This window comes from Novosphingobium resinovorum (assembly GCF_001742225.1).
GTDB lineage: Bacteria > Pseudomonadota > Alphaproteobacteria > Sphingomonadales > Sphingomonadaceae > Novosphingobium > Novosphingobium resinovorum_A.
On record NZ_CP017077.1, the window covers coordinates 220847 to 241509 of the forward strand.

General features: G+C 60.8%; 21 protein-coding genes. 16 read left to right on the plus strand and 5 right to left on the minus strand.

Annotated elements, in window-relative coordinates:
• Positions 1–401: 401 nt before the first annotated feature.
• Both BES08_RS26070 and BES08_RS34785 read left to right on the plus strand, forming a co-directional pair.
• On the plus strand, positions 402–1511 hold the full coding sequence (locus BES08_RS26070) for an IS110 family RNA-guided transposase (RefSeq protein WP_069709752.1): 1110 nt from the start codon (positions 402–404) through the stop codon (positions 1509–1511).
• A 533-nt stretch (positions 1512–2044) separates the two neighbouring features.
• Entirely contained in the window at positions 2045–2587 is a 543-nt protein-coding gene (locus tag BES08_RS34785; RefSeq protein WP_420873475.1) for a transposase, read from the plus strand.
• A 7-nt stretch (positions 2588–2594) separates the two neighbouring features.
• On the opposite strand, the gene BES08_RS26075 is transcribed toward BES08_RS34785, so the two are convergent.
• Positions 2595–3227, minus strand: coding sequence for a response regulator transcription factor (locus BES08_RS26075; protein ID WP_083274831.1), 633 nt, complete (start codon positions 3225–3227; stop codon positions 2595–2597).
• Positions 3224–3619, minus strand: a complete 396-nt coding sequence (locus tag BES08_RS34240; RefSeq protein WP_338043882.1) for an ATP-binding protein — start codon at positions 3617–3619, stop codon at positions 3224–3226. Before BES08_RS34240 ends, BES08_RS26075 begins: the two co-directional genes overlap by 4 nt.
• Positions 3620–4249: 630 nt before the next feature.
• Between BES08_RS34240 and asd the strand changes: the two genes are divergently transcribed.
• From asd to BES08_RS26115, 8 genes are all read left to right on the plus strand, one after another.
• Complete coding sequence (gene asd / locus BES08_RS26085; protein ID WP_069709754.1) at positions 4250–5125, plus strand: archaetidylserine decarboxylase; 876 nt, start codon at positions 4250–4252, stop codon at positions 5123–5125.
• Positions 5126–5579: 454 nt separating this feature from the next.
• On the plus strand, positions 5580–5858 hold the full coding sequence (locus BES08_RS26090) for a hypothetical protein (RefSeq protein ID WP_197524536.1): 279 nt from the start codon (positions 5580–5582) through the stop codon (positions 5856–5858).
• Between the two features lie 111 nt (positions 5859–5969).
• Positions 5970–6527, plus strand: coding sequence for a PAS domain-containing protein (locus tag BES08_RS26095; RefSeq protein WP_197524537.1), 558 nt, complete (start codon positions 5970–5972; stop codon positions 6525–6527).
• 18 nt (positions 6528–6545) lie between these two features.
• Positions 6546–6881: a PAS domain-containing protein gene (locus BES08_RS34790; RefSeq protein ID WP_197524538.1), complete on the plus strand. Its 336-nt coding sequence runs from the start codon at positions 6546–6548 to the stop codon at positions 6879–6881.
• Positions 6878–7276 (plus strand): hypothetical protein, encoded by a 399-nt coding sequence (locus BES08_RS33200; RefSeq protein WP_156799983.1) that lies wholly within the window; start codon positions 6878–6880, stop codon positions 7274–7276. Before BES08_RS34790 ends, BES08_RS33200 begins: the two co-directional genes overlap by 4 nt.
• 305 nt (positions 7277–7581) lie before the next feature.
• Positions 7582–7827, plus strand: coding sequence for a response regulator transcription factor (locus BES08_RS32160; protein WP_083274833.1), 246 nt, complete (start codon positions 7582–7584; stop codon positions 7825–7827).
• 176 nt (positions 7828–8003) lie between these two features.
• On the plus strand, positions 8004–8300 hold the full coding sequence (locus BES08_RS26110) for a hypothetical protein (protein WP_069709759.1): 297 nt from the start codon (positions 8004–8006) through the stop codon (positions 8298–8300).
• Positions 8301–8540: 240 nt separating this feature from the next.
• The gene (locus BES08_RS26115; RefSeq protein WP_069709760.1) at positions 8541–8846 is read left to right on the plus strand and encodes a hypothetical protein; all 306 of its coding nucleotides are present in this window, start codon (positions 8541–8543) and stop codon (positions 8844–8846) included.
• A gap of 31 nt (positions 8847–8877) precedes the next feature.
• Here the strand turns inward: BES08_RS26115 and BES08_RS26120 are convergent, their stop codons facing one another.
• Complete coding sequence (locus BES08_RS26120; protein WP_069709761.1) at positions 8878–10029, minus strand: chloride channel protein; 1152 nt, start codon at positions 10027–10029, stop codon at positions 8878–8880.
• Positions 10030–10181: 152 nt separating this feature from the next.
• On the opposite strand from BES08_RS26120, the gene istA reads away from it, so the two are divergent.
• Positions 10182–11708, plus strand: a complete 1527-nt coding sequence (gene istA / locus BES08_RS26125; protein ID WP_083274835.1) for an IS21 family transposase — start codon at positions 10182–10184, stop codon at positions 11706–11708.
• A gap of 9 nt (positions 11709–11717) precedes the next feature.
• Positions 11718–12458, plus strand: a complete 741-nt coding sequence (istB, locus tag BES08_RS26130; RefSeq protein WP_069709762.1) for an IS21-like element helper ATPase IstB — start codon at positions 11718–11720, stop codon at positions 12456–12458.
• Positions 12459–12610: 152 nt separating this feature from the next.
• Here the strand turns inward: istB and BES08_RS26135 are convergent, their stop codons facing one another.
• The gene (locus BES08_RS26135) at positions 12611–13066 is read right to left on the minus strand and encodes an RrF2 family transcriptional regulator (protein WP_069709763.1); all 456 of its coding nucleotides are present in this window, start codon (positions 13064–13066) and stop codon (positions 12611–12613) included.
• A gap of 90 nt (positions 13067–13156) precedes the next feature.
• Here BES08_RS26135 and BES08_RS26140 point away from each other — a divergent pair, with 90 nt between their 5' ends.
• Positions 13157–13603: a globin domain-containing protein gene (locus tag BES08_RS26140; protein ID WP_069709764.1), complete on the plus strand. Its 447-nt coding sequence runs from the start codon at positions 13157–13159 to the stop codon at positions 13601–13603.
• A 123-nt stretch (positions 13604–13726) separates the two neighbouring features.
• On the opposite strand, the gene BES08_RS26145 is transcribed toward BES08_RS26140, so the two are convergent.
• On the minus strand, positions 13727–16498 hold the full coding sequence (locus BES08_RS26145; protein ID WP_069709765.1) for a sensor domain-containing protein: 2772 nt from the start codon (positions 16496–16498) through the stop codon (positions 13727–13729).
• 312 nt (positions 16499–16810) lie between these two features.
• On the opposite strand from BES08_RS26145, the gene BES08_RS34245 reads away from it, so the two are divergent.
• The 3 genes from BES08_RS34245 (at position 16811) to rpoD (ending at position 20384) form a co-directional block, all read left to right on the plus strand.
• Positions 16811–17989 carry a GGDEF domain-containing protein gene (locus BES08_RS34245; RefSeq protein ID WP_069709766.1) on the plus strand — a complete coding sequence of 393 codons (1179 nt, stop codon included), beginning with the start codon at positions 16811–16813 and terminating at the stop codon, positions 17987–17989.
• 65 nt (positions 17990–18054) lie between these two features.
• Entirely contained in the window at positions 18055–18231 is a 177-nt protein-coding gene (locus BES08_RS33765; RefSeq protein ID WP_197524539.1) for a DUF6771 family protein, read from the plus strand.
• A 125-nt stretch (positions 18232–18356) separates the two neighbouring features.
• Positions 18357–20384, plus strand: a complete 2028-nt coding sequence (rpoD, locus tag BES08_RS26155) for an RNA polymerase sigma factor RpoD (protein WP_069709767.1) — start codon at positions 18357–18359, stop codon at positions 20382–20384.
• The last annotated feature ends 279 nt before the right edge of the window (positions 20385–20663 follow it).

Consider the following 20663-nt stretch of genomic DNA (forward strand, 5'->3'; position numbering starts at 1 on the left):
CGTGCGCACCTCCCTTGGTGTAAGCGCCGGTTGAACACCCGGCGCAATAACGGATCCATTCAGTGGGATCGCGCAAGCGGCAGGCAGCAAAGAGCTTGATCGTTTTAGCTTATTGATCGACATATACCCATCTTGCTCGACCAAAACGTTCCGTCTGCTAAAGGCCCAGTCTTGGGCATTCAGAATAGGAAAGCAGACCGACCGCACCCGGGCGCGCAAAATCGGCGGCTGAACGGCCGAGAAGGGTCGGCCTTGCTACGAAATCCTCGTAACCGAAACGCGCAACCTGCGACCAAGACGTAAGACCGTATGTCCGCTGCGCGAGAGGGCGGCCCTGCGCTTACACTGTGTTGGCGAGGGCAGCGCAGGTGCTGAGCCTTCGCTATCGCGGAGATGGTGTCATGGATGAGCTACGAGAGGCGTTCGTCGGCATTGACGTTGCAAAGCTACGCAACGCCGTGGCCGTTGCCGACGGCGGACGCATGGGCGAAGTAAGGTATCTGGGCGAGTTCGACGCTGACGAGGCGAGCATGCGACGCCTGGTGAAGCGGCTTGCCGCGAAGCACGAAAGCGTGATCTTTTGCTATGAGGCAGGGCCGACGGGATACGGGCTTCATCGGCTGATCCAGTCGATGGGCTTCGAGTGCACGGTCGTCGCGCCTTCGCTCATTCCACGGCGCCCAGGCGATCAGGTGAAGACCAACCGGCGCGATGCGATCGGACTGGCTCGGCTGCTCCGCGCAGGAGAACTCACCGCAGTATGGGTGCCGGACGAAGGTCATGAGGCTATGCGCGATCTGGTTCGCGGCCGCTCGGCAGCTGTCGAGACGCAGCGCGTCCATCGCCAGCACATCACGTCGTTCATGCTCAAGCATGGCAGGATCTTCCCACGGAAGAAGACGTGGTCGATGCGATATCTGCGATGGCTGCAGGAACAGCGGTTCGACCATCCGGCGCACCAGATCGCCCTTCAGGAGATGGTCGATGCACTGCGGCTGGCCAGCGAGCGGATCAAACGCATCGAAGCGGCGATCGAAGAGTTCCTGCCAAGCTGGTCTCTCGAACCCCTCGTGCGCAGCCTACAGGCCCTCCGTGGTGTCGATCTGATCGTCGCCGTCACTTTCGCTGCGGAGGTCGGCGACGTGACGCGCTTCGAGAATCCTAGGCAGCTCATGAGCTATCTGGGCCTCGTGCCAAGCGAACGATCAACGGGCGCAACCGTGCGGCGCGGCGGCATCACCAAGGCTGGCAACAGCCGTGTGCGGCACATGCTCGTCGAAAGCGCATGGACCTACCGCCATCCACCGCGCATTGGCGTGAAGAAGCTCTACATCCATGAGCGGGTCTCGCCTGTCGTGCGCGAGATCGCCTGGAAAGCACAATCTCGCCTTACCGCCCGATATCGGCGGCTGGCGGCAACCGGCAAGCGAACGACGGTCGTCTGCACCGCGATCGCGCGCGAGCTTGCCGGCTTCATGTGGTCGGTCGGACGCGTCGCGCAGCCAATCTGATCGACCTATCCCACTCGCGCACAGGCGGGGGCAGGATCACGGCAGGGGAACGCCCGACAGACGCTTTGTGGCCGGCTTTTGGCCGACGCCCGTAGTAAGACAGGGACAGCCCCAGACGCTCAATCGGTAATGCGGTATCCAACCCGCGCATCAGAGCTTGATCACCGACGTCCTTCAGGTCCTGCCTCCACCTGTGTGCGATTATCCAAATGGCTCCGGCTGGACCGGTCGCTAGCGCACGCCCGAAACGTTGACAGCGGACATCAGAGCGGTGTGCCGGCTCCACCTTGCCTGTCCCGAGGGCTGTGGTTGAAGTGGGTGGATGGACGAGACCTGCCTTACGAGCGCATTGGACACCGACATTGGAGTGCCTCTGAAGCCTGTCCGTAAGCGGTCAAAAATGCCTCACATTTTCAGAAGCTCTGAGGTTGGTAGTTTCGTCGCATCGAACGGCGAGGTTACCAGTGAGTGATGAAACTGATTTCGAAACATGTTTCGAAACGAGCGCCCCGGGTCAGGTGCAGCGGCTTGACGTGATCGAAAGTGCGCGAGGCAAGCGGCACTGGACGCCCGAGGCGCGGGCGCAGATCATCGCGCAAAGCCTGGAGCCGGATGCCAATGTGTCAGCGGTGGCGCGCCGCCGCCGTATCTCGGCACACGCTTTACAAGCATTTGCACCTCACGAGTGGCCGCTTTCAATCCGAGACTCGCCGTTTTCGAAGTGTGCACACACGACCGTCTTCTTCCACTCCGGTCACATGAACGAAGGAGCAATTTCAGGAAGCGGATTTGGGCTCGGGAACGTCCACGATGAGGGCGATCGAGAGACCGGATCTTGGCCGGAAGCGCTAAACCGGGCGAAGCATTGGCAGTGTCCATGCCTTACTCTAAAAGTGGCCGGCGGGAACGGAATGTCCCGCCGGCCAAGTCCGGTGCGCTCGCCAGCAGGCGTGCGCCCCTCGGGTCGCCTCGGAATGTCGGGCACGGGGCGCGGGGACCCAGTGATTTGCCGGGGAAGATGCTGGCGGCGCCGGGATGGGTCGATCCGGGAAATCTCCGGTCTTACAGATTTTTAACGCGGGTTCAGATCGCTTCCCCCCGGCTCAGCGCAACGAGTTGGGCGAGGCCATTGGTGCGGGTCTTGGCGACGATGGCGACGCGGTGGTCTTCCACCGTGCGGGCCGAGATGGCGAGGTGTTCGGCGACCTCCTTGTTGGAGTGGCCGCGCACCAGCAGCTCGAAGACCTCGCGCTCACGGCGGGTGAACGGCTCGGTCACTGCGGCGATGCGCCGTTCGTGCGCCGACCAGGCGAGGCCTTCGCGAACAGCGGCAATCAAGCGCGGCTCGTCGATGGGTTTCTCCAAGTAGTCGAGGCCGCCATGGCGGCGCACGGCATCGACGGCGTGGGCAGTGGTGGGCCAAGCCGTCATGAACACCATTGCCACGCGCGGATCGCGGGCGCGCAGCGCCTCAGCGCAGGCAAAGCCGTCGGTCTCGCCCATCTGGATGTCGCTGACTACGCAGCGGAAGGTGCACTCGCCCATCGACGCAAGCAGGTCCTGAGGAGCAACGAAGGCCTGCGCCGCTGAAGACGAGGTCGAACTTGGCCGGCCCCTCCTCGAGGAGTGAGAGTGCCGCTTCGCCGTTTTCGGCAAGCGTGACAATCTGTCCGAGCTCTTCAAGCATATCGCGTGCCACCCGAGCGACGGCCTCATTGTCTTCGACAACCAGAACACGCTTGGTGAGCAGGCCCTCCCGGCGCACCCGAAGGTCGGTGCGACGGCCACGATCTGCTCAGCCTTGGCGATCGGCAAATAAAACGTGAAGGCGGTTCCAATACCGACCCGATTTCAGCGTCGATCTCGCCGCCGGACTGCTTAGCAAACCCGCGGACCTGACTGAGCCCGAGGCCGGTCTCCTTATTGAGCCCCTTGGTCGTGAAGAAGTGCTCGAATATGCTTTTCAGGGTCTCCGCCGCGATGCCGCTCCCATTATCTTCCACGCGGACGGCCACGAATTGGCCGGGGGCAGCGCTGTGTCCGCGCACGGGAGGATGGGGCACAGCGCGCGCTCTCTGGCCCCGATCTTTCCGAAGATGCCCAGGCACTGCGCGACCGTATTCGTACAGAGTTTCCCGGCTCGACGGTTCGCCTTCGCGAGACGGGACGTCTTATCCATGTTGAAGTGCATAACCACCATCCCCCCGAAGAGCCAGACCACCCACGGTCCTACTGGGCTGGAGATAGCGATCGATCGTGGCGCATTGCCCAAGTGAGCTTCATTCCACCCACGGATGACGATCACTCCGCGACTAAACCGGGCAAGTGAAGGTTGTGTGAGGCGTCTATATGGCGGTTGCGACTAGCCTACCGCAGACTTTGCCGCAACGAGCCGGCTCCCGAGTCGACATGAAAACATCGCAGCTTCGTAAATTCCGGATCGCTTAATCTCGAACTATGCCACGGCTTAAGCACTGAGGGCGCCGACGTGCCGTCCTATCCGGCGAGGATCCGAAGGCTGCTCACCGTTTGAAATCAATCTTGTCTACGTGCGCCCGTCTCGCAGGAAGGCAGCTGCCTTACGGATATAATCGATGGCGCGAACGGCGGCACCAACATCGCCTGACTGTCAGGACGCTGCTCAGCAACAGCTACAGGAGATGCGCCGGGCTTCCCCTGACGGGTCAAACAAATTCGTCCTTGCGGTTCATCGCGGTAACTCTAGCATTCGAGCGATCATGTCTGATCGCCTTAAGGTCCTGCTCCAATACCTCCTGCCCAAAAAAGGGCTGACCGCACTCGCAGGCAGGGTCGCCCGGGTGAAATGCGGCGCGATGACGGCTCGGCTCATCCGATGGTTTGCACGCAAGTACGAGGTGGATATGACCGAGGCGGTACAAACCGATCTTGATCACTACGACAGCTTCAACGACTTCTTTACTCGGGCGCTTAAGCCCGACGCACGTCCGTTGGCGAGCGCGGATTTCGTCAATCCAGTGGACGGCGCGATCAGCCAGTTCGGCGCCATCGATCACCATCGTATCCTGCAGGCCAAGGGCCATTACTTCAGTATCACCGACCTCCTTGGCGGCGATGCCAGCCTGTCGAGCCAGTTCCGGCATGGCAGCTTCGCGAACGTGTATTTGTCCCCCAAGGACTATCATCGCGCGCATATGCCCTGCGCTGGCATACTCACACGGATGATCCATGTGCCGGGAAGACTATTTTCCGTGAATCCCGTCACTGCGCGCGGAGTGCCGAACCTCTTCGCCCGCAACGAGCGGGTGGTCTGCGTCTTCTCCTCGCCGCGCCACGGGCCATTCGTGATGGTGCTGGTCGGCGCCACGATCGTCGGGAGCATGGCCACAGTGTGGCACGGCGTGGTCAAACCGAAAGCAGCCGGGAAAATCACCAATTGGACCTACTCCGACGACGGCATTTCACTGGAAAAGGGCGCGGAGATGGGCCGTTTCCTCCTTGGTTCGACTGTGGTGGCGCTGTTTCAGCGGGACACCATCGCATTTCACAGTCAGTGGGCGCCCGGTCGCCCCATTCGCCTTGGCGAACCGATAGGCGAGCGCCGAACTATAACGCAGACCGACGGTCTCGGTTGACCGCCAGGAAGCCTTCGAGTTGTATCTTGCTGGATCGGCTAGCTTGCGACCGGGGCAGAAGTCTGCCTTACGCGGTGAACTTCCCCGCCGATGGTTTTGTGCATCCAAGCGGGAGCGACGTCCGGGCGACCGCTTCTATTGCCCGGTGCGGGCCTAGCGATGCTCTCCATCGCCACGAACCAGCGTGAGGATGATCCTGCACGGGGTCCATTGGAGAGCGATCGCTTCCAGGAAGCGCAATAGGCGAAGGGCGTTCCTCCCAGCGGATAGACGATCTCGGGCTTTCAGTGGCAACCGGTTGCAGGCAGATGTCCAAGGCCTGATGATGCCGGCCGCGGGATTAGGAACCATTCTCCGCACGATAGGTTGTTTCCAAAGCAGACCGTACAAAATCGACGGCAGCTTTGGGAGCAGGAACGTGGATACCTTCAAAGTGGGTCCCGTGAAAAGTGGCATGATCGAGCAGACCGGCGAGCGTGACTCTCTTGCCAAACGCCGCGACGTTACCGCGGGATTTACCAGCGCCGTATCCAGATTTGAACAAGCAGAGCCGCAGATCCCTCGAAGCGTCCTGCTGGAAGCAACTCGGGCGGCGGGCGCTTTCCAGCGGTCCGCGCTTGGTTATCTCGACCACCACGAATGGTCAGACCGTGTCCGCAGCGATGGCCAGCGGCTGATCAATGTGCTGACAGAGATTGGCTTTCAACCGGCGGGAACGACGAACAGTAAATGACGGAGGCGATGTTGCAAGGCACCCTGGATTAAACAACCGTCAGTGCTCGGAATTCGCCCGTCATTAATGGTTTTGGTGACTGAATTTATGCTAGACGGGAAAGCGACACTGATGGCGGATCATGCGTCATTTTCCAAGTTATACGGCGAAACAGTTTCAGGTCGTGAGGTCGCGTACACCGACTGGTCAAAGACGTCGTTGGGGAAATTGGAAAGTTGGTCTCAGCCACTCAAGACGCTGGTAACCGCATTGCTTGCCTGTCCGACGCCCATGTTTCTGGCGTGGGGCCCCGACAGACTTTCTTTTTTCAATGACGCGTACCGACCGATTTTGGGGCAACGGGTAAAGGGCGCGATGGGCAGACCCTTCGAACAACTTTGGCATGACATTTGGAGCGATATCGAGCCGCTTGTTCGCGAAACTTACTCTGGCGGCAATGTCGAAATGATCGACATGCGGCTCGACATCCATCGTGATGGCGTTCCTGAAGAAAGCGGGTGGACGTTCTCCTATTCCCCTGTCTGGGATGACAGCAACGTCGTGGCCGGGTTGCCGTGTATTACCCGCGAAACGACCGAGAAGGTGCGAGCGGAGCAGGATCGCAAGAAAGCTGCCGCCCGCCTTCAGGCAGCCTTGTCTATCGGCGATCCAATCGGGTCCTGGGAATGAGACGTTGTGAATGACCGGGTGACTGCCGACCAGCGGTTTGCCGTAATATACAACGTGGATGCCGCGAAGGCTGCTGCGGGGACGCCGCTATCCGAGTTCCTTCACTGCATCCATCCCGACGACCTACCTCTTGTTCAGTCTCAGATTAACAATGCTGTGCGCTACGGGGATCATTACCAGTCGGAGTATCGCATTTTTGACCGAAGGGGAGAAATCCGCTGGATTTCGGCTCAGGGCAGGGCGGTCCTGGATGCCACGGGCAGCTGCATCCGTTTCCCGGGAGTATGCTTCGATATCACGATAAACAAGAAGATCGAGGCGGAGCGCGAGGGCACAGACAGCAGGCCGCGATGAGCTGGGAGACCGGAGCATTCGGATTCAGCCCTGTCGTGCGGATCCGATGGTCGGATCGTCCACAGCAGGACCGTCGTGCGTTCAAGTCGGCTTCGACCGAGTTTCGGCCCGGACTATGGAAAGAGGCAGGCCTCATTTTTCCGGGAGTTGCCGCCGCCCCTCTGATCGCATACTTGGTTTCTATGAAGGCAATTGAAACACTGCTTGGCGCAATCGAAGACGACGTCCGTGAAGCTCTCAAGGCCGCGTCATTTGGAAATTGGCCGCAGGACGACGGCGATCTCCTCGAGTTCTTCATCCTGATGATCGACTTGAAGCTCAGCGGCGGGGTGTTGTCTGCTTCGGAAATCGGCCTGGACGATCCGGACCTGAATTTCCGCTCGACGGACCACTGAAAGCGGTGCAGTTTCCCTACTAATATTGAGGTAATGGGCTGGCCCGAAGTTTACGCGGCTCGGCCGCGGGCCCCGAAGATGGTAGTCCGTTAGGCAACAAGCTAAGGATCGGGACAATAGGCGAGTGCCGGCCAGTTTGCCACCAAGCGTATTGTAGTGGCACCCCTCCTGAAATTCCCCCACAAAAATAAGCAGGAAGTTAACGGGACTTACGTGTATACCGAGTCGCAGGGGTCCAGCTGAAGTAGCCAGAAAACTATAACATAACCTTCAGAATCAAATGGTTAAATTGGGGGCAATTTAAAATGGTTTTGGGAAGCACGAATCCTTCGCTCACAAGTCGTGAGCGCGAGATAGTTAGCCTCGTCACCTATGGACTGTCGGCAAAGGAAGTCGCGATCCGGCTCTCGATTGCGCCGTGCACGGTAGAGCGGCATATTGAAAACGTCCGCCTCAAAACCCGGACGCGAAATCGTGCGCACATGGTCGCGTTCCTGTTGTTCAATGGCCTTGTCGCAGAACACAATCCGGCACCACCAACAATCCAGTAGCCAAGCTGCAGCTGCATGCCGGCTAGTCTGGATCTATGCGAACGCGCGGTCTGTCAGGGCTGCTGCAGCCCTGGCACACCAAGCGACCGGAACGGCTCCATCTCAGCCTTGATGCCGCAGTAGGGGATGCGGTATCATTGCCTCGCAATCCCGATTGACTGGGAGAGGAGGTGGTCATGGACTTGATCCTCGTATGTATAACCTCGGCAGCAGAAATAGCGGCGAGCCTGTTGATCGTTGCTATGGCATGCTCGCTCAGCGTTGCCGCCGGTCAAAAGACACATCACCCCTTCGCCGCTCCTGTCCTGATGACTGCCCTTTTGATGGGCGGCGCATTGTGGGACGGGGGCGGCGGGATCAGGGTCATGGTTCTGGCATTCGACATTGCCGCTATGGCGTTCATGATCCTTTGGATCTGGCTGGGTGACGGACCTGAAAGAGGCTGCGTGAAGAAGGCGCCGCGTGTGAAATGATATTATCCTGCGCTTACCGCGCGGATGGGCGACTTGCGAAGCCCGTCGGCTTCGGAGTTGCGGCATCTGCTACGCAGGCTCAGCCGCGAGCTTCTGACCGACGGTCTGTCAGCGCGGGCCAAGGCAAGGCTCATCAAGGGCGTCGCTCGGGCGGCGTTGAAACAGTAATGCCGACCATCGACCGCATATGATGAGGCTAGAAATGGCGAGCCTCGTCTGCCTTTCGATCTCGGAGTTCGAATGAACCGGTACGAAGACAAGCCGTTTCTCGAGCTGTTGGACAGCTACGTGCTGCGCGCCATCGGGGCGCTTGATCCCGACAAGGAAGCGATCCTGGACGCATCGGAGGTCCATCTCCAGGAAGTCTGGAATCTTCCTGGGCGCTGGCACGACATCGTGGCGAGTCGCATGCAGTTTTCCGCTGATCAAGCAAGCCACATTAATATGGTGTGGCTCGCCGCTCGCGAGGATGGCGCCCGTCATGGCGCAGCCCCGACTCCGCTCGAGTTCACGCGGCTGTTTGTCGATGTGAACTACGCAGGCTGAAAATGTTCCAGCTGATCATCGGCCCACAAGGCTACCGATCTTGCTGATGAGTAGGCGCACCGGGGCTGCGGGTCACCTCAGATCCGCGATAGACATGTCTGATCGTCAACAGGTCGTGCCGGGTGAGAATGCCGACGACTTTGCCGGGCGCCGGCTCGACGACGGGAATGCGGCCGCCCCCCGTCTCGACCATCAGGTCAGCAACGCGGGCGACCGGATCGCGCGGATTCGCATGGGGCAGCGATACGTCACCCAGGACTGCGGCAAGCGAGATGTTGTCTTCGAACGCACCGAGTCGCCAGCCCAGCACATCGGACCGAGAGACTAGGCCCTGCAGCAATCCGTTGCCGTCCACGACAGGATAGCTGCGGTGGCGCGCCTCGCTGCCGAAGAATGCGATGGCCTCTGCGATGGTCATCGTCTCTGGCAATGTCTTCGGTTCCGCGGACATCACCTGCGAGGCTTGCAGAAACTCGAACGGATCGACGGTATACTCCTGCAGGATGTGCCGGCCGCGCCTTGCGACCTTTTCGGTAAGGATGGAACGGGGCATGACGAGAACGCTGACGGCATAGGCCCCGACGGATGCCGCAAGCGTGAGGGGAAGCATCACGAAATCCCCAGTCAGTTCAACAGCGAAGAGGGCAGCCATCAGCGGCGCACGCATGGCTCCGCTGAGAATGCCTGCCATGCCCGCCAATGCCCACAGAGCGCTACCGCCCGGCAGAACCTCGCCCAAGAGATATCCGAGCGCGCCGCCCAGTAGCAGCAACGGCGCCAGGACGCCGCCCGACGTGCCCGAACCCAGCGCAATCAACCACACCGCCGCTTTGACCGCCAGCAGTGCAATCGCCGCTCGCAGCGCCAGCGAACCGCTGAGGAGGCCCCGGATGCTGTCGTTGCCGGCGCCGAGCACATGCGCGTCGATAAGGCCGCCAAGGCCGACGGCCAGGCCGCCAACTGGCGGCCACCACATCCAATGAAGCGGCAGCCGAGCAAACTGATCCTCGACTTTATAAAGGATGCTGGAAAGCAGGGCTGCCTGGGTACCGGTCAGGATACCGACAATGAGGGCGATGCCAAGAACCCTGGCATTCAGCGCCAGGGCATGGTGCGCCGGAAACAGCGGCCCGGCATCGATGAGCAGAGGGCGTGCGGATTCCGGGATCATCGCGGCCACCATTCCGATTTGATCCCGGCCGGGATTCCAAGATGATGCCGGCCACCATTCCGAGCAATTCCCGGCCACCCGGGAGGGAGTGAGAAGTCCGATCGTTGGGTCCATCCCATCGGCGCAGCAGCCGGAGGATGGAGATGCCGACGAGGAGGCCAAAGATGCGCCATGTGCGCGAAGTACTGAGAATGCATCGGGAGGCTTGCGTCCCGATGCGCGAGATCGCCCGACTGACCGGCCTTGCTCGATCTACAGTGCGTGACATGATCGTGCGCTTCGACCGGTCGGGGTTGGAGTGGCCGGTTCCATCCGAGATTGGCGACATAGATCTGGAGGGACGCCTGTATGGCGCCTCTGGGGTCAAACCTGGGCGGCGTAAGCTGCCCGAGCCGGACTGGCCGGTGGTAGCGCGCGAACTGAAGCGCAAACACGTGACGCTGCAGGTGCTCTGGGAGGAGTACCGCGCCGAGCATCCAGACGGATATCGCTATAGCCGGTTCTGCGATCTGTTCCGCCGGTGGGAAGGCCGCCTGCCGCTGGTCATGCGCCAGAGCCATGCCGGAGGCGAAAAGCTGTTCCTCGACTACGCTGGCGACACGGTGCCGGTCGTGGTGGACCGCAGGACCGGGGAAGTCCGCGGTGCCCACATCTTCGTTGCCGTAATGGGCGGATCGAGCCTGTCGTTTGCGCTGGCGACATGGACCGAGCAGTTTCCCGATTGGATCGCGGGCGACAACGCCGCCTTCGCCTTCTTCCGCGGCGTTCCCCAGTTGCTGGTGCCCGACAACGCCAAGGTGGCGGTGATCAAGGCCTGTCACTTCGATCCTCAGGTGAACCGAAGCTACACCGACATGGCGCGGCATTACGGTACGGCGATCCTGCCGACGCGACCGCGCAAGCCGCGGGACAAGGCCAAGGTCGAAGCCTGCGTCGGTATCGTCGAGCGCTGGCTATTAGGCCGCTTGCGTAACCGAATCTTCTACAGCCTCGCGGAGGTCAACGCGGCGATCGCCGAGTGCCTTGCCGATCTCAATGACCGGCGCGTGCTGCGCCAGTTTGGCAAGACGCGCCGCCAGTTGTTCAACGAAGTCGATGTTCCAAACCTCAAGCCGCTGCCGGCAGAGCCGTGGGTTCATGCCGAATGGCGCCGCTGCCGCGTCGGGCTCGATTACCATATCGCGATCGAGCGACATCATTACTCTGTTCCGCACCGCTTCGCGCGCCGCGAGGTCGAAGCCCGGTTCACTGCCAGTACCGTCGAGATCTTCCTGGGAGGCGAGCGCATTGCTGTGCACCTGCGCAGCAGCGGCAATGGCCGGCACACCACCGTCCCCGAGCACATGCCATCCAGCCACCGGCGCTACGGCGAATGGACGCTGGCGAAAATCCGGCAGGAGGCAAGCCGGATCGGGCCGATGCTATCCTTGCTGGTGGAGAAGGTCATCGAGGCGAAGCCCCATCCCGAACAGGGCTACCGGTCATGCTTGCGCATTATCGGGCTCGAGAAACGCTTCGGGGCCCAGCGGCTCGAAGCCGCGGCGCTGCGCGCGCTGGAAATCCAGGCGCGCAATTATCCGTCGGTCAAATCGATCCTCGAGAAGGGCCTCGACCAGGTGCCCGTTCCCCAATCCCCCGAGCAAGAGCCGATCATCCATTCCAACATCCGCGGCTCGAGCTACTACAACTAAGGAGCAAGAATGCTGAAGCATCCCACTCTGGACCTTCTGGGCCAACTCGGCCTCGCCGGCATGGCCAAGGCCTTCGCCGAGATGGAAAGCAACGATGACGCAGCCAGTCTCAGCCATGCAGAATGGCTGGCACTGCTGCTCGACCATGAGGCCACCTACCGAAATGACAGACGCCTCGCTCTTCGCTTGCGACATGCCAAGCTGCGACACCGCGCCGTGCCCGAGGACGTTGATTACCGAACGCGCCGCAGTCTTGACCGCCGGCTCTTCGAAACGCTGCTCGCCGGAGAATGGATCTCCAGGCACGAGAACTTGGCCATTATCGGCCCAACCGGCATCGGGAAAAGTTGGTTGGCCTGTGCGATGGGCCACAAGGCCTGCCGCGATAACCGCTCCGTCCTCTACACCCGGTTGCCGCGGCTGATCGACGAACTCACCTTGGCCAAGGGCGACGGTCGTATTGCTGCTCGCATGAAAAGCCTTGCCCGGGTCGATCTGCTGATCCTGGACGATTGGGGGCTTCAGCCTCTCGACGGCAACGCCCGGCACCACCTCCTCGAAATCCTTGAGGACCGCTACGGCCAGCGCTCCACCCTCGTTACCAGCCAACTTCCAGTCGCCCGCTGGCATCAGACCATAAACGATCCGACCTACGCCGATGCAATCCTGGACCGCCTCGTCCACAATGCGCATCGGCTCGAACTCGAGGGGGAATCCATGCGCCGACCTGCAACGCAAACCGCCGCTTGACCATCGCCAATCCGCAATGCCATCAGGCGAAACGATCTGGCTTCCGCCCGGCCGGGATCAAATCGGAATGATGGCCGGGATCAGATTGGAACAGGCGGCCGGGATCATCGGAATCCGCACGGCTATCTCTCGCGGTTCCGTATGGTTGCTTCCTACAGCACCGTACGCTCGGGTGCGTGTTCCCGTCTCATCGCGAGACGGGGCGGAAGACGGGACGAGGCTGCTGCCTGAGCAAGTGTTTGGCTATCGAGTTCTGCAAGGAAGGCATTCATCGCGCGGTTAAGCATGCCTTTCAAGCCGCAAGTGCTGCTCAAGACACAGCCGTCACAGTCCGCGGGGGTGATGCAGGGCTCGGTGAGGCGCACGACTTCGCCAAGCGTAATGGCCTCAGCCGGCCGGCCGAGGCGGAAGCCCCCGCTTCGGCCCCGAACGGTTTCGAGCAGGCCCGCATTCGCTAGCACGTTCACCACTTTCATCGCATGGTTCCGAGAAATGGCATGATCAGCCGCGCCCTGCGCGATCGACATCAATCCCGCGCCTTCACGCGCCATGAGCGCGGCGTGGAGCAGCATGCGCAGAGCGTAATCCGTGTAGGTCGTCAGGCGCATAAGGGCGCGAACTTAAACATGCAACACCATTGCATCTTTTAAGCGCCGCTGTATACATGCATTCAATTCGCATCTTTAAGGGAAGCTTCTATGGCTGCGCCGCTATCCGAACAGACCATTGCCATCGTCAAAGCCACCGCGCCGGTGCTGCAGCAGCACGGGGTGGCGATCACCACGCGTATGTATGAGCGTCTCTTCGTTAATGAGGAGGTGCGGTCGTTGTTCGACCATGCGGCACAGGAATCGGGCGAGCAGCCGCGCCGCCTCGCCGCCGCTATCCTCGGCTATGCGCAGAATGTGGACAAACTTCAGAACCTCACGCCAGTTGTCGAGCGTATGGTCCAGCGACACGTGGAAACCGGGGTGAAGGCGGAACACTATCCGCTTGTGGCCGAGGCCCTGCTGCCGGCCATTCGTGATGTGGTAGGTGAAGCCGCATCTGACGAGGTGCTTGCCGCCTGGGGCGAAGCGTACTGGTTTCTCGCTGACATCCTGATCGGCAAGGAAGCAGCCGTCTACTCGCAGCAGGCAGCGTGACTGATTTCCTCCCGGCTGATTGAGCCGGGAGGAGACGTGGCAAAGACGCCCGTCAGCGATTGTTTCTAATCGCTGGCATAGCGCTGCGCAGATCCCACCATCCGGACGCGCCTGACCGCAGAGTTATCCTCTGGTCAGGATAGGGTCCCTTCCTCGTGCGTGCATTCCCGAAGCAATGACAGAAAGCACAGACGGGGCGCTCCAGTTCAGCACGACATCGCTGACATGGGCGGCGGCCATTGGCCTGCCGAAGAGGAACCCCTGCGCAATGTCGCACCCCTGCCGAGCGACGTGCGCCGCCTGGAACGGCGTTTCGATGCCTTCAGCGACGGTGGTGATGCCAAGATCCTTGGCCAGATGTATGACCGCGCTGACGATCGCGGCATCTTCGCGGTCCCGCGCGTCTAGCCGGGAAATGAACGAACGATCAATTTTCAGAGTGTCGACCGGAAACTGCTTGAGATGGGTGAGCGAGGCATAGCCCGTTCCGAAATCATCCAGCGCGATCTTCACGCCCGCCTCTGAAAGGGTTGCGAGGGTTTGGCTGACCGTCTCGGCCAGTTGCCCCACGAACACAGACTCCGTCACCTCCAGTTCGAGGAGGGTTGGTGCAAGCCCTGCATGCGCCAAACGGTTCAATATGCGATCGGCGAAGTCGCCCCGCTGAAAATCACCCGGAGCACCATTGATGGCGATGCATCCGACATCGACACCGCTGTCTTGCCAGAACAGCAGGTCGGCGATGACGCGCTCGATCATGCGATCGGTCAATTTGGATGAAACGTCGGTGTCATTGAGGGCGGCTCCGATGGCACCGGGCGAACGCAGGCCGCGGTTGTGGTGCCAGCGCAGAAGGGCTTCGAAGCCCAGACACGCCCCGGAGCGAAGACACACCTTGGGTTGATAGAAGGGAACGATACGGTCATCGCGCAGCGCTTCGCGAGCGTCGTATAACATCTGCGTCTGGCGTTCCGCAGCGGTCTTGAGCTCGGGCCTGAACCAGCAGACCTGGCCGGAGCCCTCGCCCTTGGCTGCGTATAGCGCGAGATCGGCGTTTTTATGGAGCTCTTCAGGATTCTGGCCCTCGCAGAAAGCTGTCGCTGAACCTGCGCTCAGGCTCACATCGAGCTGGCGTCCGTTGAATGTCATGGGTTCGCTTACTACCGCAAGAAGTCGTTGAACCGCAGAAACCTCAAGATTGGTTTGCTGTGCGGCGGGGCAGATGATTGCGAACTCATCGCCGCCCAGACGCGCCACGGTTGCATGAGCCGGCGCAGCTTCGAGAAGCCGGGCAGCAATCTCACACAGCAAGGCGTCTCCCGCATCGTGCCCGAGGGTGTCATTAGTGGCCTTGAAGCGATCGACGTCGAGGACGATCAACTGGACCTGGCCCCCATGGAGGCGCGCCTCCTGAAGCGCCGATTCGAGGCGCTCGCTGAACAGGCTCCGGTTCGGCAGGTTTGTCAGAGCATCGTAGTGGGCCGCCTGCCGCAGCCTCTCTTCGTAGCGCTTCTGGCTGGTTACGTCCTGGAGAGAGCCAATGAGTCGAGCGGGCTTGCCCTTCGCATCACGCACGACATAACCGCGGGCGACCAGATGCAGGTAGGCACTATCACCGGCCAAAAACCTGAATTCCTGCGTCCACTGCGTGAGGTCGGGCGCGTCGAGGTTTTCGAATTGTCCAAGGACCCGGTCGCGATCTTCGGGGTGAAGGCGTTCGACCCACCATTTGCACGAGGTTCCGTTTAGAGCCTCGGGATACCCCAGCACCGTTGCCGCTGCGCCGCTCCACTCGATACGATCATGCCTGAGCGACACGTCCCAGATTACGTCATTGGTGGCCAAAGACGCCAGACGGTAGCGCTCCTCACTGGCCTGTACCGCCTGTTCAGCCGCAACCTGGTCGTGGATGTCTTCAAGGTTCCCATACCAAGAAAGGATCTCGCCGTCCGCATCGAGCCGGGGGAGGGCGCGGGCGCGGAACCAGCGGAAATCGCCGCCGGCAAGTTGAAGGCGATAGCGGACGTCCGCATATCCGCCCGCATCCGCGCATAGCAAAGCGGCGGCCCAGACTTCCTGGACGTGTGGCAGATCGTCGGGGTGAACCGCTGCCGTCCAACGCCACCCGAGAGCATCCTCATTTTTTATGCCGGTCAGTTTCGTCCATCGCGGACTAAGTTCGATAACAGCGCCGGTTCTGTCGGTGATCCAAGGGATCTGCGGGTTGAGCTCTACCGAGTGGCGGTAGTGTTCCTGACTGGACTGAAGAGCGTCGATGAGGGCGCCCATTTCCGAACGCGAGTGCAGCGTTTCTCTGAAGGCGGCGTGGCTTTTGGCAAGCGATCGCAAGATGACGCCGGAAGCCACGAAGAAGGTTAGGCCGATGCCCGTCAGATAAGTGTCGGATGAAAAGACCAGACGCCCCGTGACGGGGAGAGCACCGAAGAGGAGGACGCACCATCCCGCGATCGGCAGCGCATGCAGACAATAGCAGCAGCTGATGGATCCCACGAACACGTAAAGCGCTATTGAGGTGGTGCGGACCGGCTCGGCTTCGCTCATCAGCAGATAGCCCCAACCTCCGAAAGCAGAACTCATGAGCACCGATGCCGCGACCGTGCCCAGAAGGTAGCGACGAATTCTGGCGGGATCGGGATTTCTTTTGCGTCGAAACAGCCAGACCGCGGTCCGAACGCCAATCAGCATGCAAAGCACACCCGGCACTCCGACGCTATGGGCGAATGGCACCTCGCCGTAAGTCGCGGCCGCCAGGAAGAGCATGTTGACGGCCATCAGCGCATACATCAGCGGAATTTGCGTCCGCAGAGCGGAGTACTGCGCCTGGAGCACCGCAGCGGAGCCATGCGCGATCTGGTTACGCGGACTGAATTTCATTGGCGGCATCACTATGTGGCGACTCTGCATGTCCTGATAGACGCGCCGCGTTAAGATTGAGTGTGGGTCGTAGTGATCACAGCGGTCCTGGGCCGATGGAATGAAGGCCTTGCTGAACCGTGAAAGGTGCACCGCGCGGCTGTATCTTTCCTGGATTATGCTCTGACGCGACGGCGACACCCCTCCAACGATCGGAAATCTTTGCCATGCGCGGAACGGTTCGCCGCAGCGTTAGGTTTGTCTTAAACTCTCGAAGAGCGATGGTGATCCATGGAGAGAAGACAAGAAGCGCAGAGGCAAAATCGAGGGGGTATGATGCGGGGGCTTGGACGCGGCAGGATTCCGGTCTCCGACGCGGTCTACCGTGACCTGGTGTCGACCCTCTTCACCATGCGATTGCCCATCGCCGGGTTCGGCGCGCTCTACGGCATCGTCGGCGCGCTCATCTATCTGAAGTGGCCCGACAGCGTTATAGCCGGTTTGACCGTTGCGGCGGTCGCGGTCACGGCTGGCCGCGTCGTGCTCATCAATCGCTATCATCAGGCTGGAGGCGCTTTCCAGGAGGTGCCCGCCCTGCGCCGCTGGGAGCTCGCATATGAGCTGCTGACCTACCTGTTCGCCATTTTGCTGGCGGCTCTCAACGTCCGTGGGCTGACCGCCCACGCCCCTCTGATCCATCTGGCCACGATCAGCCTCGTTTTCACGTTCGGAGCAGGGGTCGTCTCGCGGACCTCTTCGAGATTGCGTCTTTGCATGGTGAGCGTGACACTCGCGGTGCTGCCGACGGTAACCGCCATGCTGGTCCACGCTGCCAGCGATCATGCCGAGCGGCTCCATTCCGAATTCTTCCTTCTCGAAGCCTTCCTGCTGGTCGCTGTCGGGCTCATGAGCCTGCAATCTGCCGCGCACCTCTATGCGTCGGCGGTGGAGCATCTATCCACCAAGCAGGATATGGCGAAGCTTGCGAAATATGATCCTCTTACCGGTCTGCCAAACCGCCTTCTGGTACGGGAAGCCTTTCAAGAGCTCTTCAGCTTTTCCCGGCGGTCGCAAAGCCAGCTTGCAGTGCATTACCTCGATCTGGATGGCTTCAAGGCGATCAATGATCGTTATGGCCATCCCGCGGGGGATAAGCTGCTGGTCGAGGTCGCACAGCGCCTCCTGTCGACCGTCCGAGCTTCCGATCTCGCATGCCGGCTTGGCGGCGATGAGTTTCTCATCATCCAGTCCGATGTCCGGCACCGCGACCAGGCCGAGCTTTTGGGGCGCCGCATCATCAGGCAGATCAGCGAAGACTATGACATTGAGGGCGCGACCATGCGGGTCACGGCAAGCATCGGGGTTGCCATGGTGCCGGAGTGCGGGATCGAGTTGGACAGACTGATCGAATGCGCTGACGCGGCACTTTACCAGTCGAAATCGCGAGGCAAAGCTCAGGTCCTATTTTGCAATCCCGACGATGAGCTTCTGACGGGGCGGGCCGTGGCGTAAGTGGTTGATGCTGTCACCGGCGCCTCAAATTTGCCTCGGGGCCTGCGAGAAGGCATAGGCGGCGCGTGAAGACCAACCTTACCAGCACCATTCTCGCAGCCATTGAGCGCGCACCACAGTGGGTCCGTCACGAACTGGAATCGAAGGACCCGGTCATCCGTTGCCGAGCAGAAGAAACGCTGGCGGCCATTATCGCCAGCGCCCTCGCTGCCACTGTACGCGAGCAGGGACCTGAACGCTGAAGGGGGCGTTAAGTCCAAGAGACCGCTGGAACTCCTCTGCCTTGTCGGGCAAGGGTTGCTGATAGTCCTACGCCTGTCTTGACGGCGCGGTCGTCTGCGGGCGGATACGAGAAAATGGCGGCATAATGAGTCCAAATGACCGGAACGGGGACATCGACCCTGCAATACTTGATGCGGGCGAGGGTTTGATTGCCCAGTTCCTGGCACGGGCTAAGCGCCGCGGCATCGTGACCGTCAGCGATCTGAATGCTGCTTTGCCTCAGGATCAGCTGACTACTGATCAGATCGAGGACGTGATGTCGGCGATGTCGGAAATGGGCATCAACGTCGTCGAGAACGATGAGGCAGAAGACGACGCCGATCCCGCTGTCGACCGGGAAGGCGAAGACGACAATGACCGCGAGGACGAACCGGACGAGGAGGACGAAGCATCCCCGCGGAGGGTGACCGAAAGCAAGAGCGCCGACTCCCTGGGCCGAACCGATGACCCGGTGCGGATGTACCTGCGGGAAATGGGCACGGTCGAATTTCTGAGCCGCGAAGGCGAAGCGGCCATTGCCAAACGTATCGAAGCCGGCCGGGACATGATGATCCAGGGTCTGTGCGAAAGTCCGCTCACGTTCGATGCCATTATCCAGTGGTCTCAGGCGCTGAACGCCGGCGAGATGCAGCTGCGCGAGATTTTGGATCTCGATGCCATGATAGCGAAAGAGCCGACGCCCGACAACCTGACTGAAGACGGGCAGGGTGACGTCAGCGGCGAGATCAGTGAGACGACAGCGGGTCCTTCGCTCAAGGACGACACCGATCAAGACGCCAACGCCGAAGAAGTGGACGAGGACGGTAATTCGGTCGGCGGCGGCGCTGACGCCGAGGACGACGAAGACAATTCCTTGAGCGTAGCGCAGCTGGAGGCCGCACTCATGCCCGAAGTGCTTGAGATGTTCGCCGTCATCACGGACTTGTTCCGGCAATTCCAAAAGGTCCAGGGCGAGCGTCTCGAGGCGCTCGCCCTCGGGATTGATTTCCCGGCAGACAAAGAAGAGCGATATCACGAGCTGCGCGAGGAACTGACCGCAAAGTTGGAATCGGTGAAGTTCCACGCAGGGAGGATCGAACACCTTGTCGACAATCTCTTTGTCCTGAACCGGCGTCTCACCACGCTGGGGGGCCAGATGCTCCGCCTGGCTGAGCGTCACAAGGTCAAGCGTGCCGACTTCCTGGAAACCTACGTCGGCCGCGAGCTCGATGATAGCTGGCTGTCCGAAATGGCAACGCGCGACAAAAAGTGGGCCGCATTCGCGGCAGCGGAAGGCGATGCGGCCGAACGCATTCGCTCCGACGTGGCGGACATAGCGGCCGCTGCCGGCGTGCCGCTTCCGGAATTCCGCCGCATCGTCAACATGGTCCAAAAGGCGGAGCGAGAGGCGCGCATCGCCAAGAAGGAGATGGTCGAGGCGAACCTGCGCCTCGTGATCTCGATCGCCAAGAAGTACACTAACCGCGGCCTGCAGTTTCTGGATATCATCCAGGAGGGCAACATCGGCCTGATGAAGGCCGTCGACAAGTTCCAGTACCGCCGCGGCTTCAAACTCTCCACCTACGCAACCTGGTGGATCAGGCAGTCGATCACACGTTCGATCGCCGACCAGGCCCGTACGATCCGTATCCCGGTCCACATGATCGAGACGATCAACAAGCTGGTTCGAACCAACCGCCAGTATCTTCATGAGCATGGGCGTGAGCCGACGCCGGAGGAGATGGCTGAGCGCCTGTCGATGCCGCTCGAAAAGGTCAAACGGGTCCTCAAAATCGCGAAGGAGCCGATCTCGCTGGAAAGCCCGGTCGGTGATGAGGATGACAGTCACCTCGGCGATTTCATCCAAGACGCCAATGCGATCATTCCCGTGGACGCGGCGATCGAGTCCAACCTCAAGGAAATGATTACCCGCACGCTGGCTTCGCTCACACCGCGTGAAGAGCGCGTGCTGCGCATGCGCTTCGGCATTGGTATGAACACCGATCACACGCTCGAGGAGGTGGGCCAGCAGTTCTCGGTCACTCGCGAACGCATCCGCCAGATCGAAGCCAAGGCGCTGAGGAAACTCAAGCATCCGAGCCGTTCGCGGATTATGAGGACTTTCCTGGATTAGGAAGGCATCGAACACGCGGGTCCTTTTCGGCCGGAACCCGGCGCGAGGCCGCGACTTTTCTCATTAGGCTGGCCGCGAAGCATAAGAACGGTTGGCGCGAAAACGACCAGCTTATGGGAACTAGCGCTTCGGTACGATTGAAGGGATTGGACGTTTATGCCACAGGCCAAGTACCCCGTTGCCGCTTCGGCGTTTATCGCGGCAGTTCCTCTCAGCGCACAGAGTTCGTTCGAGGGCGCCGGCGAGACTGCGACCCTGGATTGTGGCGGTGGGACGGCC

What these genes read in the sequence shown, in the direction of transcription:
- BES08_RS26070 (WP_069709752.1), top strand. Translation starts at nt 402, where the DNA reads ATGGATGAGCTACGAGAGGCGTTCGTCGGCATTGACGTTGCAAAGCTA.
- BES08_RS26075 (WP_083274831.1), bottom strand. Translation starts at nt 3,227, where the DNA reads ATGAGGCCGTCGCTCGGGTGGCACGCGATATGCTTGAAGAGCTCGGAC.
- asd (WP_069709754.1), top strand. Translation starts at nt 4,250, where the DNA reads ATGTCTGATCGCCTTAAGGTCCTGCTCCAATACCTCCTGCCCAAAAAA.
- BES08_RS26090 (WP_197524536.1), top strand. Translation starts at nt 5,580, where the DNA reads ATGATCGAGCAGACCGGCGAGCGTGACTCTCTTGCCAAACGCCGCGAC.
- BES08_RS26095 (WP_197524537.1), top strand. Translation starts at nt 5,970, where the DNA reads ATGGCGGATCATGCGTCATTTTCCAAGTTATACGGCGAAACAGTTTCA.
- BES08_RS33200 (WP_156799983.1), top strand. Translation starts at nt 6,878, where the DNA reads ATGAGCTGGGAGACCGGAGCATTCGGATTCAGCCCTGTCGTGCGGATC.
- BES08_RS32160 (WP_083274833.1), top strand. Translation starts at nt 7,582, where the DNA reads ATGGTTTTGGGAAGCACGAATCCTTCGCTCACAAGTCGTGAGCGCGAG.
- BES08_RS26110 (WP_069709759.1), top strand. Translation starts at nt 8,004, where the DNA reads ATGGACTTGATCCTCGTATGTATAACCTCGGCAGCAGAAATAGCGGCG.
- BES08_RS26115 (WP_069709760.1), top strand. Translation starts at nt 8,541, where the DNA reads ATGAACCGGTACGAAGACAAGCCGTTTCTCGAGCTGTTGGACAGCTAC.
- BES08_RS26120 (WP_069709761.1), bottom strand. Translation starts at nt 10,029, where the DNA reads ATGGTGGCCGCGATGATCCCGGAATCCGCACGCCCTCTGCTCATCGAT.
- istA (WP_083274835.1), top strand. Translation starts at nt 10,182, where the DNA reads ATGCGCCATGTGCGCGAAGTACTGAGAATGCATCGGGAGGCTTGCGTC.
- istB (WP_069709762.1), top strand. Translation starts at nt 11,718, where the DNA reads ATGCTGAAGCATCCCACTCTGGACCTTCTGGGCCAACTCGGCCTCGCC.
- BES08_RS26135 (WP_069709763.1), bottom strand. Translation starts at nt 13,066, where the DNA reads ATGCGCCTGACGACCTACACGGATTACGCTCTGCGCATGCTGCTCCAC.
- BES08_RS26140 (WP_069709764.1), top strand. Translation starts at nt 13,157, where the DNA reads ATGGCTGCGCCGCTATCCGAACAGACCATTGCCATCGTCAAAGCCACC.
- BES08_RS26145 (WP_069709765.1), bottom strand. Translation starts at nt 16,498, where the DNA reads ATGAAATTCAGTCCGCGTAACCAGATCGCGCATGGCTCCGCTGCGGTG.
- BES08_RS34245 (WP_069709766.1), top strand. Translation starts at nt 16,811, where the DNA reads ATGATGCGGGGGCTTGGACGCGGCAGGATTCCGGTCTCCGACGCGGTC.
- rpoD (WP_069709767.1), top strand. Translation starts at nt 18,357, where the DNA reads ATGAGTCCAAATGACCGGAACGGGGACATCGACCCTGCAATACTTGAT.